General features: G+C 62.1%; 18 protein-coding genes. 8 read left to right on the top strand and 10 right to left on the bottom strand.

The features are described from left to right. Window positions 1-13: 13 nt before the first annotated feature. A complete protein-coding gene (locus tag HCK86_RS00550) occupies window positions 14-997 on the bottom strand; it encodes an NAD(P)H-dependent glycerol-3-phosphate dehydrogenase (RefSeq protein WP_176082531.1) in 984 nt (327 codons plus the stop codon). Continuing rightward, a complete protein-coding gene (gene tsaD / locus HCK86_RS00555; RefSeq protein ID WP_176082532.1) occupies window positions 994-2,091 on the bottom strand; it encodes a tRNA (adenosine(37)-N6)-threonylcarbamoyltransferase complex transferase subunit TsaD in 1,098 nt (365 codons plus the stop codon). The genes HCK86_RS00550 and tsaD overlap by 4 nt, the downstream gene beginning before the upstream one ends. A gap of 72 nt (window positions 2,092-2,163) precedes the next feature. Here tsaD and hemC point away from each other — a divergent pair, with 72 nt between their 5' ends. From hemC to HCK86_RS00585, 6 genes are all read left to right on the top strand, one after another. Then, window positions 2,164-3,093 (top strand): hydroxymethylbilane synthase, encoded by a 930-nt coding sequence (hemC, locus tag HCK86_RS00560; RefSeq protein WP_176082533.1) that lies wholly within the window; start codon window positions 2,164-2,166, stop codon window positions 3,091-3,093. 5 nt (window positions 3,094-3,098) lie between these two features. Then, window positions 3,099-3,830, top strand: coding sequence for a uroporphyrinogen-III synthase (locus HCK86_RS00565; RefSeq protein WP_176082534.1), 732 nt, complete (start codon window positions 3,099-3,101; stop codon window positions 3,828-3,830). Between the two features lie 103 nt (window positions 3,831-3,933). Continuing rightward, entirely contained in the window at window positions 3,934-5,274 is a 1,341-nt protein-coding gene (locus HCK86_RS00570) for a mitofilin family membrane protein (RefSeq protein ID WP_176082535.1), read from the top strand. Further along, complete coding sequence (locus HCK86_RS00575; protein ID WP_176082536.1) at window positions 5,271-7,004, top strand: heme biosynthesis protein HemY; 1,734 nt, start codon at window positions 5,271-5,273, stop codon at window positions 7,002-7,004. Before HCK86_RS00570 ends, HCK86_RS00575 begins: the two co-directional genes overlap by 4 nt. A gap of 134 nt (window positions 7,005-7,138) precedes the next feature. Beyond that, window positions 7,139-7,606, top strand: a complete 468-nt coding sequence (locus tag HCK86_RS00580; protein WP_246739421.1) for a TerB family tellurite resistance protein — start codon at window positions 7,139-7,141, stop codon at window positions 7,604-7,606. Beyond that, the gene (locus HCK86_RS00585; protein WP_176082538.1) at window positions 7,581-8,339 is read left to right on the top strand and encodes a glutamine amidotransferase; all 759 of its coding nucleotides are present in this window, start codon (window positions 7,581-7,583) and stop codon (window positions 8,337-8,339) included. Before HCK86_RS00580 ends, HCK86_RS00585 begins: the two co-directional genes overlap by 26 nt. 10 nt (window positions 8,340-8,349) lie before the next feature. Here HCK86_RS00585 and HCK86_RS00590 read toward each other — a convergent pair whose 3' ends face one another. After that, window positions 8,350-9,597 (bottom strand): MFS transporter, encoded by a 1,248-nt coding sequence (locus HCK86_RS00590; protein ID WP_176082539.1) that lies wholly within the window; start codon window positions 9,595-9,597, stop codon window positions 8,350-8,352. A 158-nt stretch (window positions 9,598-9,755) separates the two neighbouring features. Here HCK86_RS00590 and HCK86_RS00595 point away from each other — a divergent pair, with 158 nt between their 5' ends. Next, a complete protein-coding gene (locus HCK86_RS00595; protein ID WP_141148734.1) occupies window positions 9,756-10,055 on the top strand; it encodes a YggT family protein in 300 nt (99 codons plus the stop codon). After that, window positions 10,016-10,360, top strand: coding sequence for a DUF167 family protein (locus tag HCK86_RS00600; RefSeq protein ID WP_348641029.1), 345 nt, complete (start codon window positions 10,016-10,018; stop codon window positions 10,358-10,360). Before HCK86_RS00595 ends, HCK86_RS00600 begins: the two co-directional genes overlap by 40 nt. Before the next feature lie 13 nt (window positions 10,361-10,373). On the opposite strand, the gene ppa is transcribed toward HCK86_RS00600, so the two are convergent. The 7 genes from ppa to HCK86_RS00635 all read right to left on the bottom strand — a co-directional run bounded on the left by ppa (window position 10,374) and on the right by HCK86_RS00635 (window position 16,826). Further along, complete coding sequence (gene ppa / locus HCK86_RS00605) at window positions 10,374-10,907, bottom strand: inorganic diphosphatase (RefSeq protein WP_176082540.1); 534 nt, start codon at window positions 10,905-10,907, stop codon at window positions 10,374-10,376. A gap of 149 nt (window positions 10,908-11,056) precedes the next feature. Beyond that, window positions 11,057-11,563, bottom strand: coding sequence for a GNAT family N-acetyltransferase (locus tag HCK86_RS00610; protein ID WP_176082541.1), 507 nt, complete (start codon window positions 11,561-11,563; stop codon window positions 11,057-11,059). 66 nt (window positions 11,564-11,629) lie between these two features. Continuing rightward, the gene (gene lpxK, locus HCK86_RS00615) at window positions 11,630-12,688 is read right to left on the bottom strand and encodes a tetraacyldisaccharide 4'-kinase (RefSeq protein ID WP_176082542.1); all 1,059 of its coding nucleotides are present in this window, start codon (window positions 12,686-12,688) and stop codon (window positions 11,630-11,632) included. 36 nt (window positions 12,689-12,724) lie between these two features. Continuing rightward, a complete protein-coding gene (gene waaA / locus HCK86_RS00620) occupies window positions 12,725-14,116 on the bottom strand; it encodes a lipid IV(A) 3-deoxy-D-manno-octulosonic acid transferase (RefSeq protein ID WP_176082934.1) in 1,392 nt (463 codons plus the stop codon). A gap of 234 nt (window positions 14,117-14,350) precedes the next feature. Next, a complete protein-coding gene (locus HCK86_RS00625; protein ID WP_176082543.1) occupies window positions 14,351-14,584 on the bottom strand; it encodes a DUF4170 domain-containing protein in 234 nt (77 codons plus the stop codon). A gap of 66 nt (window positions 14,585-14,650) precedes the next feature. Next, window positions 14,651-15,478 carry a 3'(2'),5'-bisphosphate nucleotidase CysQ gene (locus HCK86_RS00630; protein WP_246739400.1) on the bottom strand — a complete coding sequence of 276 codons (828 nt, stop codon included), beginning with the start codon at window positions 15,476-15,478 and terminating at the stop codon, window positions 14,651-14,653. 1 nt (window position 15,479) lies between these two features. Continuing rightward, window positions 15,480-16,826 (bottom strand): metallopeptidase TldD-related protein, encoded by a 1,347-nt coding sequence (locus HCK86_RS00635; protein ID WP_176082544.1) that lies wholly within the window; start codon window positions 16,824-16,826, stop codon window positions 15,480-15,482. Window positions 16,827-16,914 lie beyond the last annotated feature (88 nt).

Here is a 16,914-nt window from a genome sequence, read left to right on the forward strand (position 1 = left end):
TCTCCCTGATGCGTCATTCGGTGGTGATCGGGCGCGCCATCAGTTCCTCAAGCGCTGCCGGAATGGAAAGCTTGCCGTCGAGAATACGGGCGACCGCATTGCTGATCGGCATCTGCACGGAATGGCTGGCGGCAAGTTCGGCGGCAACCGAGGCAGAAAAGACGCCTTCAACCAGTGCCGAATTTTCATCCGTCCGCCCCTCTGCCAGCTGGACGCCGTAACGGAAATTGCGCGACTGGCGCGACGAACCGGTCAGCACCAGATCACCAAGGCCGGAAAGGCCGCGCACGGTCTCCGCCTCGCCGCCCATGGCAACGGCAAGCCGCGACATTTCCGCAAGTCCGCGCGAAATCAGCGCAGCCCGTGCTGATTCCCCAAGCCCCGCCCCTTCGACAATGCCGCAGGCGATGGCCAGCACATTCTTCAGTGCTCCGCCGATCTGCACACCAACGGGATCGCCGGAACCATAAATGCGGAAGGTCTTGCCCGAGAGGATTTCAGCCGTATCACGCGCGATCTGGCGCGAGCGGAAGGCAAGGGCCATGGCGATCGGCTTGCCGGTGGCAAGATCACGGGCAAAGCCCGGCCCGGACAGCGCACCGGCACTGTGATGCGGCAATTCCTCGTTCAAGACATCGGTGATCAGTCGTCCGGTCGACCGTTCGATCCCCTTGGATGCAGAAATGATGACCGCATCCTCGCTGTAATAAGGCCCGTAATAGCGTGCGGCGGCGCGCTGCGCCTGGGCAGGAACAGCAACCACCACCGTATCGGCGGTGCGCAGAACCTCGGCATCATTGGTGAAGATCAGCGCGTCCGGCAGCGGCACACCCGGCAGGGAGCGTTCGTGAATGCGGGTTTTCTTCAGCGTTTCGATCAGCGCCGCATCCCGGCCGAGCAATGTCACCTGATCTTCGCCCTCACGCGCGAAAACCGCCGCCAGCGCTGTTCCGAACGAGCCGGAACCGATCACCACAGTCTTTTTTGTCTCATTCATGCCTTGGCACCTTTCCGGCCGCTGCCGATCAGCGCGACCGCATTTTGATCCAGCGGCCAGCGTGGACGCGGCGCAATCTTCAGCCCATCGGCGGGCTGGCCCGCCGCTTCCCGTTCCAGCCCCGCCCAGGCAATCATCACCGCATTGTCGGTGCAGAGCCTTAAGGGCGGCGCCACGAATCGGAAGCCATGTTTGCCGCATAATTCGGTCAATGTCTGGCGCAGCGCCCGATTTGCTGCAACCCCGCCAGCGACCACCAGCGCCGGCTCGGGCTGGCTGTCGCCATATTCCGCGGAAAACCGCCTGAGCGAGCGCGAGATCCGGTCGGAAAGCGTATCGGCAACGGCCTTCTGGAACGAGGCGCAGAGATCCGCCACATCCTGATCGCGCATCGGGGCAGCGGCCTCCGCCGCCTGGCGCACCGCTGTTTTCAGGCCGGAAAAGGAGAAATCGAGCCGCTCCTCGCCCTTCATCGGCCGCGGCAGGCGAAAGCGGTCGGGATCGCCCGTTTCAGCCGCCTTTTCCACCGCCGGGCCACCCGGATAGGGCAGACCCAGAAGCTTCGCCGTCTTGTCGAAAGCCTCGCCCAGCGCATCATCGATCGTGGTGCCCCAGCGCTCGTATTCGCCAACACCCCTGACCAGCACGATCTGGCTGTGGCCGCCGGAAACCAGCAGCATCAGATAGGGGAAAGAGACGCCATTGGTCAGCCTCGCCGTGAGCGCATGGCCTTCCAGATGATTGATGCCGTAAAAGGGCTTGTCAGCCGCATAGGCAATTGCCTTTCCGCTCATCGCGCCGACAATCAGCCCGCCGATCAGCCCCGGCCCCACCGTTGCAGCAACGCCGTCGAGATCGGCAAGCGCCACGCCGGAACGCTCCAGCGCTTCAGCGATCAGCCGGTCCATCGCCTCGACATGGGCACGCGCGGCGATTTCCGGCACCACGCCGCCAAAGGCTGCATGTTCATCCAGCTGACTGAGCACCACATCGGCCAGCACCTCACCGCCGCCATCCGGCCGGCGCATGACAATGGCCGCTGCGGTTTCATCGCAGCTCGATTCGATCCCGAGAAAGAATACGTTTTTTTCCATGGTTCCAAGCGATGGTTTGCGGTCCGTCGCATTCCGTTTTAGAAACCCTCCGGTAACAACGGTGAGTGCAGGATGCAAATGAAACCTTTCCGGATCGGTACACGCGGCAGCCCGCTGGCACTGGCGCAGGCTTATGAAGCCCGTGACAGGCTGATGCAAGCGCATGGCCTTGGGGCCGACATGTTCGAGATCGTCGTGCTTTCGACCAAGGGCGACCGGATCACGGACCGCGCGCTGGCAGAGATCGGCGGAAAGGGGCTTTTCACCGAGGAGCTGGAAGCCCAGCTTGCATCCGGCGAACTCGATTTCGCCGTGCATTCTTCCAAGGATATGCCAACCACCCTGCCCGACGGCCTTACCCTTTCGACCTTCCTGCCGCGCGCCGATCCGCGCGACGCCTTTATCGGCAAGACCGCCGGACGCCTGATCGACCTGCCGCATGGCGCCGTTGTCGGCTCGGCGTCGCTGCGCCGCCAGGCACTGATCCGCAAGCTCCGCCCCGATATCGAAGTCATCATTTTCCGCGGCTCCGTGCAGACAAGGCTCGACAAGCTGAACGCCGGCGACGTGGACGGCACCTTTCTGGCCTTTGCTGGCCTCGCCCGCCTCGGACTCGCCGACAGGGCAACGCAAGTCCTTGATGTCAATGACTTTCCGCCAGCACCAGCGCAAGGTGCAATCTGCATTGAGCAGCGTGAGGACGATGAGCGCATCGCATCGCTCCTGGCCAGGATCAACGATCCCGACACATTTGATGCCGTCACCTGCGAGCGAGCCTATCTCGCCGTGCTTGACGGGTCCTGCCGCACGCCGATCGCCGGTCATGCCACAATCTCGGGGGATCATCTTCGCTTTTCCGGCATGATCCTGACGCCAGATGGCACCATCTGCCACGAGGTCGCCACTGAGGGTCCGCGCCGCGATGCCGCGCGCATCGGCCGTGAGGCCGGCACTGAGCTGCGCCGCCGGGCCGGGCCCGGATTTCTTGACGGCTGGAGCTGAGCGCCATGCGCGTGCTGCTGACAAGACCGGAACGACGCGCACAGCCATCGCTCGCCCGGCTTGAGGCGGCCGGCCATGCGGCCGAAAACATCGCGCTCACATATCCCCAGCATGATCCCGCAGCCGTTTGTGCCGCGCTTGACACGGACTTTACGGCGCTGGCTGTCACCAGCAGCGAGGCCGTTCAGGCGCTGGTGCTGGCAGAGGTGAACCGCGACATCCTGTCGCGACCCCTCTTTGCCGTTGGCGACACGACGGCAGCGGCCGCCGGACAGGCAGGCTTTCACCGGATCATCTCCGGGCCAGGCGATGGCCTGGGACTGGCCGAAACGGTCATTGCCAGCGGCCTTGTCGCGCGAGACGGACCGGCGCTGCTTTATCTTGCGGGTGAGCCGCACGCGAAAACCTTCGAAGCAGCTCTGGCGCAGGCCGGGCTGCAGACGACAACCGTGATCGCCTATCGCATGATGCCGGTCGATTTTGGCGGGCAAGACCGCGCGGCCCTGCTTGATGGCTTTGCCCCCGATGCGATCGCCTTTTACTCTCAGGCCACCGCCGAACGCTTTTTCTCGGTCTTCGGCAGCGAAATCGCGCAGCCGGACAGGCAGAGCATGATCTTCGCCTGCCTCAGCGCCCAGATCGCCGCCGCAATCCCGAAAGATCTTCCAAACCGGGTGCTGGTTGCTGAAACAAAGCAGGAAACGGCGCTTTTTGCGCTTCTCGCCGAAGGCGGATAAGCGCTTCAGCGGGAAACGAAGTCTGGAAAGATTGCAAACAAAAACCTTTCTTTAACGCCAGTCGGCCACTAACTTACAACCGACCAGCGCGAGAGAGGTTATCATGGTTTCGGACAAATCATCGCGACCCGAACAGGATGAAAAAGCAGAGACGGGTGCCGAGCCTGCCCCGGTGAAGCCGCGCGAAAACGAGGAGGATGTGAAGGCCGCCATGGCCGATATTGCCGCCGCGATCCATCGCCACGGCAATGGTGACGCTGGCCCTTCGCCGACAAAACCTGAAACGGAGGAGACGGACATGCCCAGCGAAGCTGATGCGGCCAAGGCAGAAACAACCGCATCCGAACCGGAAAAGCCTGAAACGGTCGCCCCGGCGCCAGCCGCGCCAGCCAAAGCCCCCGGAGCTGCAGCCTATCTGGCCGCAGGCATCGCCGGCGGCATCGTCGCGCTCGCCTGCGCCGGCGCCCTGCAATATGCAGGTTTCCTCGGCACGCCCGGCAACAGACAGGCAAATTCACAAACCGCCGCCAGCATTGCGGCGCTGCAAAGCGATCTGGCCCAAGTGAAGGCCTCGCTTGCTGCAGCACCTGCCGAGGCACAGACCGCCCTTTCAACCCTTGGCGGCCGCCTTGACACGATGGACGCGAAAATCGCTGATCTGTCATCGCGTCCAACCGGCGGCAGCGGTGTCCCGGGTCAGACCGTCGAAGCGCTGAAAGCCGATCTTGCCACGCTGTCAACCACGGTCCAGGCCAATGCAACCAGCCTTGCCAATCAGTCTCAGGCCGAGCAGGCACAGGGCGATGTGCTGAGCAAGCTTGAGAGCCAGGTCGCCGCGCTTGACAAGAAAGTCAATGATCCCGGCAAGGAGCTGATGATTGCCCGCGCGATTGCCGCAGCGGGTCTGAAGGCCGCGATTGACCGGGGCGGCAGCTTTGCCAGCGAGTTGCAGACCTATGCCAGCGTCGCGCCGGACGACCCCGCGCTCAGCGCGCTGAAAAGCCTTGCCGCCAGTGGTATTCCCACCCGTGATGCACTTCTCGCTCAGTTCGAAACGCTGGCAACGCCGATCATCAATGCCGCCGATGCCCCGCCTGCCGATGAAAGCGTGACGACGCGGCTCTGGAACTCGGCCCGCCACCTCATCAGCATTCGCCCCGTCGGCGATGTCGAGGGCAGCTCGACCGGGGCTATCGTCGCACGGATCGAAAATGATCTTGAAACCGGCAAGCTTCAGGCCGCCGCCAAGGAATGGTCAGCTCTGCCGGCAGCCGGTCAGGACGCCTCCCGGGATTTCAAGACCGCGCTTGACGCCCGCATCAAGGCGGAGGGTCTGCTTGGCCAGATGCTGAGTGATGCCGCGAGCGCCGGAAAACCTGTCACCGCAGGCGCCGACGCCGACGCGGCAAACGCCGCCGAAACCGGTACAGGAGCAAACCCATGACCAGACTGCTTGTTTTTGCGCTTGTCGTTCTGGGCTTCGGCCTCGGTTTCTCCTGGTTTGCCGACCGGCCCGGCGAATTGTCCCTGAACTGGCAGGGTCAGCTGTTCCAGACCCCGCTGACCACGGCACTCGCCATGCTGGTGGCGCTGATCTTCATCATCATGCTGATCTGGTGGCTGATCCGCGCCATCTGGACCTCGCCGCATTCCGCGCGCCGCTATTTCCGCGCCCGCAAGCGGGATCGCGGCTATCAGGCAATCTCCACCGGCCTGATCGCGGCAGGCTCCGGCAATCTCGTCATGGCACGCAAGATGAGCGCGCGCGCCCATGCCCTGCTGAGTGCCGATCAGGAGCCGCTGATCCATGTTCTCGATGCCCAGGTGGCCCTGATCGAGGGTGATCACAACAAGGCCCGCAGCCTGTTTGAGGCGATGGTCGACGATCCCGAAACGGAGGAACTCGGCCTGCGCGGCCTCTATCTCGAGGCCCGCCGCGCCGGCGCCGATGAGGCCGCACGCCAATATGCCGAACGCGCCGCCGACAAGGCGCCCTATCTGACCTGGGCCGCCAAGGCGACGCTTGAAACCCGCTCGCGCCAGGGCCGCTGGGACGATGCCTTGCGGCTGATCGACCAGCAGCGCGTCGCCAAGGTGATGGAAAAGGATGAAACCGCCCGGCTGAAATCTGTCATCCTGACAGCCCGCGCCGAAACGAAGCTGAATGACGACCCGAAGGCCGCCCTTGCCGACGCCCTGCAGGCGCTGAAGCTTCGCGACGACTTCCACCCCGCCGCCATCGTCGCCGCCAAGGCCTATCTTGCCCAGGACAATCTGCGCAAATCGGCGGGCGTGCTTGAGGCGGTATGGAAAAAGGAAGCGCATCCGCAGGTCGCCGCCCTTTATGTCCGCGCCCGCGGCGGCGATACGGCCACCGACCGGCTGAAGCGGGCGGAAAAGCTGGAAACGCTGAAGCCCAATAATGCCATCGCGATGATGGCCGTCGCCCGCGCAGCCCTTGATGCGCGCGAATTTTCCAAAGCCCGCGAAAAGGCCGAAGCGGCCGCGCGCATGTTGCCGCAGGAAAGCGCCTTCCTGCTGCTCGCCGACATTGAAGAGGCAGAAACGGCGGATCAGGGCCGGATCCGCCACTGGATGGCCCAGGCGCTGAAAGCATCGCGCGACCCGACCTGGGTTGCTGACGGGCTCGTATCGGAAACCTGGCGTCCGTTCTCCCCCACCAGCGGCAAGCTCGACGCCTTCCAGTGGAAAGTCCCCTATGGCGAGATTGACGGCCCGGTCGAAGAGGCCGAGGCGTCGCGCCTCGATGCCGCACTGAAGACCCTGCCGCCGGTCGGCGGCCGCCGGGCCGAGACCGAGAAGACCGGTGAGGCTGACACCGGTGCGACCGTGGCAGACGACGCCAGCGAAGAGACGGCCGCCGTCGCGCCTGCGGCAGCAGAACCGCTCGTGATTGTCGAGCACGCGGAAACCGCAGAAACGGCGGACGAAGGAATCATCGCGCAGAAGCCCCCGGTGGTCATTGACGATATGCCCGACGACGCCGATGCGACCGGGACGTCAGAACCGTCCGCACCCGATATTGCTGGCGAAAAGCAGGTTGCCGACGATCCGCCGACAACCCCCTTTGGTGGCCGGGCGCCGGATGATCCGGGGGTGAAGGCCGGAAAGCCATCTGAAGTGGCGCCAAAGAAGAAACTGGGGCTATTCTAGTTTGACGAAAATCAAGAATTATATGAGATGGTGGCAGGGAAAGAGCCTCTTTTTTGGCCCAATCGCGCTCTAGTTGATGAAAAACGCAGGACATGACCGGAATGTTTGAAAAGATCAGTCGCTTTCTTCAGGAAATGGCAGGCGATGAAGGCGGCAGGCAGCAGCAACCTGATGATGCCCGCATCGCCGTGGTTGCGCTGTGCTTTCAGGTCATGGAAGCCGATGGCCGGATCAGCGACAGCGAACAGAAGCGGCTCCGCGATCTTCTTTCGGACAAATACGGCATTGACGGCGAGAGCCTCGACGATCTGATCGAGGCCGGCGAGGCGGCGGGCAGCGAGGCCGTCGATTTCTACCGCTTCACATCCGATGTGAAACGCCATCTCGACGAGGAACAGCGCATCGGACTGATCAGCCTCTTGTGGGACATCGCCTATGCCGACGGGACACGCAGTGAAATCGAAGATAATGTGGTCTGGCGGATTGCCGAACTGATGGGCGTTTCCGACCGCGACCGTGTGCTGGAACGCCAGGCCGCAAAGCAGCGCGCCGGACTTGAGACCAAAGGAGACATGCATGCCGGGGATCCCGGAGACAAGTGAGCATCGCCGACCGATCCTGATCGTCCTCCACCAGGAACGTTCGACGCCTGGCCGCGTTGGCCAGATCCTCATGCAGAAGGGCTATGCCCTCGATATTCGCCGCCCGGCCCTTGGCCAGAGCCTGCCCGACACGCTGGAACGCCATAGCGGCGCAGTGATTTTCGGCGGACCGATGAGCGCCAATGACGGTGATGATTTCGTCCGGTCCGAGATCGACTGGCTGTCAGTCCCGCTCAGGGAAAACCGCCCCTTTCTCGGCATCTGCCTCGGAGCGCAGATGCTTGCCCGCCACATCGGCGGCAGCGTTGGCGGCAATGGCGATGGTTCGGTGGAAATCGGCTGGTATCCGGTCCGCCCGACCGAAAAGGGCCGGCTGATGATGAAATGGCCGAAGATGGTCTATCAGTTCCATCGTGAAGGCTTTGAGCTTCCCCGCAGCGCCGATCTTCTGGCCGAGGGTGACATTTACCCCAATCAGGCCTTCCGCTACGGCGAGAATGCGTACGGCGTGCAGTTCCATGCCGAGCTGACCCGGATGATGATGCATAGCTGGGTCGTGCGCGGCTCCTCGCGTTTCACCCTGCCCAGGGCGCAACCCGGCATTCAGCATCTGGAAGGCCGCATGCTGCATGACCGCGCGCTGAAAGCCTGGCTGTGCGATTTCCTCGATGTGGTTTTCAACCGGGACGAAGCGGCGAGCCTTCAGCGGGCTCCGCGTGCCGCATCCTCATAGCCGGCCGGCCTCACTGCTGGTGGATGTGATCCGGCGCATCAAGGCTGTCAATGGTTCTGAGCCTGGTGAAATGCGCGGCCCACAGCCCCGCCACGACCAGCGAGCCGATGCCGCCGAAGACAACGGCCGGAACGGCACCGATCAGCGATGCCATCGAACCGGCGCGGAACTCGCCAAGCTCGTTCGACGCGCCGACGAAGACAGAATTGACGGCGTTGACGCGGCCGCGCACCTCATCGGGCGTCCACAGCGCGATCAGCGTTTCGCGGACATAGACCGACACCATATCGGCGCCCCCCATGACCACCAGAGCCGCGATTGACAGCCAGACCACGTGCGACAGGCCGAACACCACCGTCGAAGCGCCGAACAGGGCGACACCGAAAAACATGAAATGACCTGCGTGATGGCGGATCGGAAACGACGCCAGCATGAGCGCCACGACAATCGCGCCGATACCGGGTGCAGCACGCAGCAGGCCGAGCCCCCAGGGACCGAGATCGAGAATATCGCGGGCGAAGATCGGCATCAGCGCCACGGCGCCGCCAAGCAGCACGACGAACAGATCAAGCGAGATCGCCCCGAGCACGACCTTCTCGCCCCAGATGAAGCGGAAGCCAGCCAGAATGGTTTCCTTGGTTACCGCACCGGCGGCTGAATGCTGGGCCGGCTTGGCAACCAACAGCATCAAAAGCGCGGCACCACCAAAGAAGGCAAGCGCCACGCCATAGGCAAGCGAGGCACCAGCGCCATAAAGCAGGCCGCCCGCCACCGGACCGACAATGGATGCGGTCTGCCAGGACGAGGAATTCCAGGCAATTGCGTTGGCCAGATCCTTTGCCGGTACAAGATTTGGCGCCAGCGACTGTATGGCCGGGTTCATGAAGGCGCGTTCGATGCCGAACACCAGCAGCACGGCGAAAACCAGAAAAGGCGAGAAGCTTCCCGTCAGTGTGATCGCGAGCAGCGTCGCCGCGCAGGCGCTCGAGACGGCAAAGCAGAGTGCGGCGATGGCGCGCCGGTTATAGCGGTCGGCAACCGTGCCGGTGACAAGCGTCAGCACCAGCGCCGGCAGGAACTGGAACAGGCCGATCAGACCGAGATAGAGCGCGCTGCCGGTCTGGTCATACATCTGCCAGCCGACCGATACCGACACGATCTGGATCGCGAAGGTCCCGAGAAAGCGTGCAAAGAAAAAACGGGCGTAGGATTTATGCTTGAAGGCGGCGAAACGAGCGCCGGGTTCGGAAGAATGCATCACGGTTTCCATCACTGTCAGGCCGAAGCCAGCGGGCGGCGTTGCCGGGCGCGCAAAATGCCAATTGCAACGGAATTCCAGCGAAAGGAACCAGCAACCCTTGTCCGTTAAGTCGCTAATGTCTAAATGACTGTCAAGCTGGAACCGGAGACCGATATATGTTTGCGCTATTCAAGACGATTGATCTTGTGCTGAATCTCTACACCTGGATCATTATCGCCAGCGCGATATTGTCCTGGCTTTACGCCTTCAACATCGTCAACGCCTCCAACGGTTTCATCAACACCGTCGGTCGCATGCTCTACAATCTTACGGAACCGGTCTATCGCCCGATCCGCAATATCCTGCCCAATCTCGGCGGCATCGATATCTCGCCGGTCATCGTGCTGATCGCCATCTATTTCATCCGCGTCCTGATGTGGAGCTCGATCTGGCCGATCTTCGCCCGCATGGGCTGAGCGCCCTCACCCTTGCCAAGGACCATATCGAGATCGCCATCAGGCTGACGCCGAATGGCGGCCGGGACAGTCTCGACGGTATCCGCGAGGATGCCGCCGGAAATGCCTATCTGGCGGCGCGCGTCAGCGCCGTTGCCGAAAAAGGCAAGGCCAACAAGGCGCTGATCGCGCTTGCCGCCAAGCGGCTGGGAATTGCCAAATCTCTGGTCAGCATTGTCAGCGGCGAGACTTCGCGCATGAAAAAACTCCGGATCGCGGGCGATCCGGAGTTGCTTGTGGAAGCGCTGAAACGCGCATTGCCGTAATCGGCTGAAGGGCTCAGCCCTTGGTCTTGGCGCGCTCGATCGCCTCGACGATCAGCTTCTTGGCTTCTTCGGCACCGTGCCAGCCAAAGATCTTGACCCATTTGCCGGGTTCCAGATCCTTGTAGTGCTCGAAAAAGTGCTCGATCTGCTTCAGCTGGATTTCAGGCATATCCTGATAGTCGCGGATCTTGGTGAAGCGGGCGCTGACGTTTTCCGACGGCACTGCAATAATCTTCTCGTCCTTGCCGGAATTGTCTTCCATCATCATCACGCCGATCGGGCGGACATTGATGACGCAGCCGGGAACCAGCGGGCGCAGGTTACAGATCAGCACGTCGATCGGATCGCCATCATCGGAAAGCGTGTGCGGGACGAAGCCATAATTGCCGGGATACATCATCGGCGTGTAGAGAAAACGGTCGACGACCAGAACGCCGGCATCCTTGTCCATCTCATACTTGATCGGCTGGCCGCCAAGCGGAACCTCGACGATGACGTTGATATCTTCCGGGGGATTCTCACCGATCTTGATGGCATCAATACGCATTAAGCTTCTCCATTGGGAATTGGAAATTTTGCCACTTGGATAATCAAAATCGCCCTATAAAGCAACCAGCCGAACTGACTTCGGCAAATTTGACGGGGCTGCCATTTTCCGCAAAAGATCATAAATCCGTTTCAAACGATTAGCAGCGATCAATCCCAGGCAAAAGCAACCTTGTCGAGACATTTGTCGCCAAACCGCTCGATGCTGAGCGCCTGACGGCGCCCGCCAAGAGCGGTGAAAAAGCCGGTCGCCTGATCGAGATCTTCCAGGCACCAGGCGATCACGCCCTTACAACCGAGTGAAGCCAGAAGACGCTGGGCCTCGCGAAACAGCCGCCGTCCGAAGCCCAGCCCCTGATAGGTCGGCAGCAGATAGATCTCGTAGATCTCACCTTCCTGGAGCAGCGACCGCGCCCGGCTGAGCCCGACGGTTGCATAGCCGACCACCCGCGCATCCACTTCCAGCACCAGCAGCGTCGCAGGCCCGTCAACCGCTTTCAGCCACCACTGGCTGTTGCGGCGGGTCAGCATATGCTGCAGCGCAATATGAGGAATGAGACCGGCATAACCATGCTGCCAGGCCTGCCAGTGAACATTGGCTATGGCTTTGGCGTCCGCCTTTTCTGCACGACGGACGTCACTTGAAATGATCGTCATCGTTTCCCACCGGAGCTGATACCGTTTCTGCGCTCTGATCATACGGCAATTGGCCGCAAATGCCATTCAATTCGGATTGAACGCCGCGCCTGATGGTTCGACACGCCGGGAAAACCCGTCAATCGCCGCCAGAACAAGGGCTTCGGCCGCCCCCTTATCGGCAAAGATCATATCGATCTCAAGCACATCGGCCGCCGCCGCCAGAGCCTTCAGCGCCGGATCGGATGCGCCAAAAAGGCGTGCCATGTCCTTCGCCGTTGTCACCACGGCAAGCCCGCTGGCCTCTGCCTCGGCGCAGAGCGCCCGGGCGGTCTCAGCTGCAATCGCCTGATGGTCGGCAAGCGGCACCGCCCTGACGATCGTGGCGCCTGCGGCGCTGAGCGTGTCGAAGAATTTCTGCGGATAGCCGATACCGGCAAAGGCAAGGACTCGCCTGCCTGCAAAACGCCCGGCATCGCGCGGACGGATATCGGCATCGAGACAGGCAAGGCCCGTACGCCCGGCAAGTGCGGCCACCGCCTCACCTTCGCCGTCTGCTCCGACAAGGACAAGCCTGTCTGTCTTTTCAAGCTGAACAGCGAGCGAAGCCCTGAGCGGGCCGGCAGGCAGAACCAGGCCATTGCCGAGACCGCGCTTCCGGTCAATCACGGCGAGCGCCAGATCGGGCTTCAACCGGCCGCTTTGCAAGCCGTCATCCATGATGATGATATCGATGCCCGCTTCAACCAGCAGCTCTGCCGCATCATGTCGCTGCGGTGAAACAGCCACCGGCGCGACGGCGCTCAGCATCAGGGCCTCATCGCCGACGTCAGCTCCGGTGTCGCGACCTTTGTCGACGATCCGCGCCGCGCCGCCGCGTCCTGCGAAACCGCGCATGACGATGCCGGGCTTGCGCCCGAGAGACCGGGCGGCATGCGCGAGTGCTTCAACGGCGGGCGATTTCCCCGCACCTCCGGCCGTGAAATTGCCGACACAGATAACCGGCACGGGCATGATGGCGCCGCTTGCCCGGCGCATGCGCCGGTCTGCAACCGTGGCGTATAGCCAGGACAGCGGCCTCAGAACATAGGTGATTGGATGGCGGCGCTTCTGCCAGAAATCAGGCGCTCTGAGCAGCGATGTCACGTCCGCTCTCCTGTCATGACCGCCATCAGCCGCAAGCTAGCGTGACGCGCGCATGCGGCCATGCACGGAAGAGTCCCGATCGGCATCAGCCGAAGCTACGCCGCCCCCCTGCAACGCACGCCGCGCGCTCAGCCGCGCCTCCAGCACAAGCGGGGAAAGATGCCGGTCGAGATGCTTCATCGTTTCGGCAAGCGCACCGCGCATGACCTCCACCGTACGATAACCCGCGACCACCATGTCGTCGCGGGCCTTTTCGGCCGTGAACAGCTGATAGACATTCCGCGCCAGCTGTTCGACCGTATCGGCGGTCCGGGCTGCACCTGCCGCACGCAGTCTCTGGTAAGCTTCCTGAAAATTCTGAACATTCGGACCGCTGATAATGGCGATGCCCAGCATGGCTGGCTCAAGCGGATTCTGTCCACCCGTCGCCGTCAGCGAGCGCCCGACAAAGGCAATCCGGGCGAGACGAAGGTAAAGCCCCATCTCACCCATCGTGTCACCAAGCAGAATGTCCGTCTCAGGCGTGATTGCCTTGCCTTCGGATCGGCGAATGACGTTGAGCCCCTTGGCCTCGAACAGCGCCGCCAGCTGATCGCACCGCTCCGGATGACGCGGCACGATCACCGTCAGCAATCCCGGCACGCGGCTTTTCAGCACACGATGAACGTTGGCAACGGCCTTTTCCTCCCCCTCGAAGGTGGAGATTCCGGCCCAGACCGGCCGGTCACCGATTTCAGCGCGCAATCGCGCCAGCACGGCTTCATCGGCAGAGGGCGGGTCCCGGTCGACCTTCAGATTGCCGGTGACCGAGACACGCATGGCACCGAGATCGCGAAACCGTTCGCCATCCAGATCGCTCTGCGCCAGGACGCTGGTAATCTGGGAGAACAGGCTGCGGGCAAGATCGCGCCGCTTCAGCCAGCGGGCATAGGATCTGTCGGAAATCCGTCCATTGACGAAGATCTGCGGAATATTCCGCTTCGAAAGCTGCGCCATGGTGGTTGGCCAGATCTCGCTTTCGACATTGATGGCGACGTCCGGTCGCCAGTAATCGAGAAAGCGGGCCACCGCGCGCGGCACATCGAAGGGGACATATTGATGGATCACCTGATCGCCAAAACGCTCTGCGGCAAGCTTTGCCGATGTGACCGTTCCGGTGGTCAGGAGCACGTGAATGCCAAGTGCGGCGATCTTCTCCATCATCGGAGCGACGGCCAGCGTTTCGCCGACGCTGGCGGAATGAACCCAGACCAGAGGACCTGCAGGCCGCGCAACACTGGCGCGGCCAAAGCGCTCGGCCCGGCGGTCACGCTCTTCCTTGCCCTTGCGTGCGCGGACGCGGTAGACAAAGGGCAGCGCGGGATAGGCCACCACTCCGGCAAACCTGTATCCCTGCGTCGCCAGCCATATCGAAATGCGCGCCTTCATCGTCAAAGCCAGAAGCACTCCAGAAAATCCATCTGCCGGGGCCGAATCGTTCCGTCAGGGTACCATTTCATCAGCCGAATGCACACGCATTGATGGCAGCGACAACTGAAGCCCGGCACCACAAAAGAAGAGACGTAAAATCAACATTTTACGCACTTGTCCTGCAAACGGCAGCGTCTTCGCCGGGATCGTAACCGTAAACCGGGGCCGAATTAGGACCTTCGACCGGCCGAATCAGTTCTCGGGATCGAGCAGGCGATGCAGGTGGACGATGAAATAGCGCATATGCGCATTGTCGACGGTCTGCTGGGCCTTGGACTTCCATGCCGTATGCGCTGCGGCATAGTTGGGATAGATGCCGACAATGTCCAGCTGGTCAAGGTCAGAGAACTTGACACCATCCAGATGCTCGAGTTCGCCGCCGAACACCAGGTGCAGAAGCTGTTTGTTTTCAACCGTATCGATCATGAGAAACCTCGCTTGCAAAAATCGTTGCAGATGCGACCACTCGTGTCGCGGTAATTGATGCGGATGTCAAGCAAAGGGTTTGCGATCGAACGTCCGCACAAGCGCATCCACCATATCCGGCGCTCCGGCAAACAGCGTATCCTTCGAGACATCCGCCAGATTGTATCGCGGCGCCAAGCCGTCGCCGTCAACAAGCTTGCCGCCGGCCGAGCGCAGAATCAGATCGGCAGCCGCAATATCCCAGTCATGTGAATCCGTCCTGACCAGCGTTCCATCGAGCCGCCCGTCCGCGACCATCGCCAGCCGGTAGGCCAATGAGGGGACGTGACCGGCACGGCGGATACGCCTGCGAAACTCCGGCGCGATCCGCTCCACCAGATTGCCCGGCGCAGCAACGTCCAGACTGTCGTGAGCGCCGGCAACCCGGCAGGCAATCTCAGTGCCGTTCTTGACGGCAGGACCGCCCCGGCAGGCGGTAAAGACCTCATCCAGCGCCGGTGCAAAAAGGACCGCAGCCACGGGCTCACCGCGACTGACCACAGCGACGGAAACGACCCAGCGTTCGTCTCCGGCCAGGAAGCCACGGGTTCCGTCGATCGGATCGACAACGAAAGCGCGCTCACAGTCAAGCCGCGCCGGATCGTCCTCGCTTTCCTCCGAAAGCCAGCCATAATCAGGCCTTGCTTGGCGCAACACCGCTTCGAGCCGGCGATTGGCGGCAAAATCCGCCTCGCTGACGGGCGAAGCGCCATTATTCTTCCACCAGGTCTGCGGGTCATGGCCGAAATAGCCGAGCGCAACATCACCGGCTTCGCGCGCCGCCGCATCAATCAGTGCGAGATCGTCTGACCAGTCATCATTGCCGGTCGCGTCCCTCATGCTGTCAGGCACCATGTCAGCGCCCTGCCAGGGTCAGTCCCTCGACCAGGAGGCTGGGTGCGGCGATCGAATAGCGGCGGTCAATATCGCTGGCCGGCGTCATGTTGAGATACATGTCCTTCAGGTTTCCGGCGAGCGTCATCTGCGAGACGGGATAGGCAATCTCGCCATTCTCGAACCAGAAACCCGATGCCCCGCGCGAATATTCACCCGTGACCATGTTGACGCCGTGACCGATCAGCTCGGTTACCAGGAAACCGGATCCGAGTGCCTTCATCATGGCTTCCGGCGTCTCCGTGCCCGGTTCCAGAATCAGATTGGTGCCCGTGGCAGACAGCGAGTTGCCGGAGCGCGCACCGCGACCATTGGTCACAAGTCCAAGCTCACGGCCGAGCGCCGTCGACAGGAACCACTGTTCAAGAACGCCGTCCCCCACCATGGTGAGCGGCAGGCTTGCCACGCCCTCGCCATCGAAAGGCTGGGAACCGGCCCCGCGCAGGATCGTCGGATCATCGATCAGGCTGACCCCGGCCTTCATGACCTTCTTGCCCAGACTGTCCTTGAGGAAGGAGGTCTTGCGCGCGATCGCACCGCCGGAAATGGCTCCGGCCAGATGACCGACAAGGCTGGTGGCAACACGCTGATCGAAAATGATGCCGATGCCGCGCTGCGTTTCGAGCTGACGCGGATTGAGGCGTTCGACGGCGCGCCGGCCAGCATTGCGGCCGATCTCCTCCGGCGCCGTCAGATCGGCATCAAAGGCACGGGTATCAGAATCGTGATCGCGCTGCATCGCCGTGCCGTCACCGGCGACAGCCGAAGCGGAAACGGAAAAATAGGATCGCCGATAGCCGCCGGCAAAACCGCCACTGGTCACCAGCGCGAAGACGATTTCACCGCTTGCGGCACTCGCCCCGGAACTCTTGCTGACGCCCGTCACGGCAAGGGCAGCACTCTCCGCCGCCAGTGCCCGCTCGGCCAGCTTTTCCGGTGGCACGGCAGTCGTATCATAGAGCTCCAGATCGGCGCTTGCATGGGCCAGCCGATCGGGTTCGGCCAGACAGGCATAGGGGTCTTCCGGCGAAACCTTGGCCATGGCAATGGCCCGTTCGACGAGCGCGGAAACATCATCGGCGGAATTGGTCGACACGCTGGCAATGCGCTGACCGATGAAGACCCGCAGCGACAGGCCCTGATTTTCAGAAGCCTGCGCATTTTCGCGTTTGCCGTCGCGCACGGAAATCGCGTTGGAGACGCCTTCTGACACCACCACATCGGCGGCATCGGCACCCGCCGCTCTGGCGGCATCAACAATCCTGGAAGCGTTTTTGATCAAATCGCTGCTAGCGTCATTCACAGACATGGCATGGCCTTTCCTTGCGCTTCCATTTATTGTTCGCTTTGTATTCCATCAAGTGCCGTTTTGAAGACGCTCGATTTTTATTAACCTA

The sequence above is a fragment of the Martelella sp. HB161492 genome (assembly GCF_013184775.1).
Classification (GTDB): Bacteria; Pseudomonadota; Alphaproteobacteria; order Rhizobiales; family Rhizobiaceae; genus Martelella.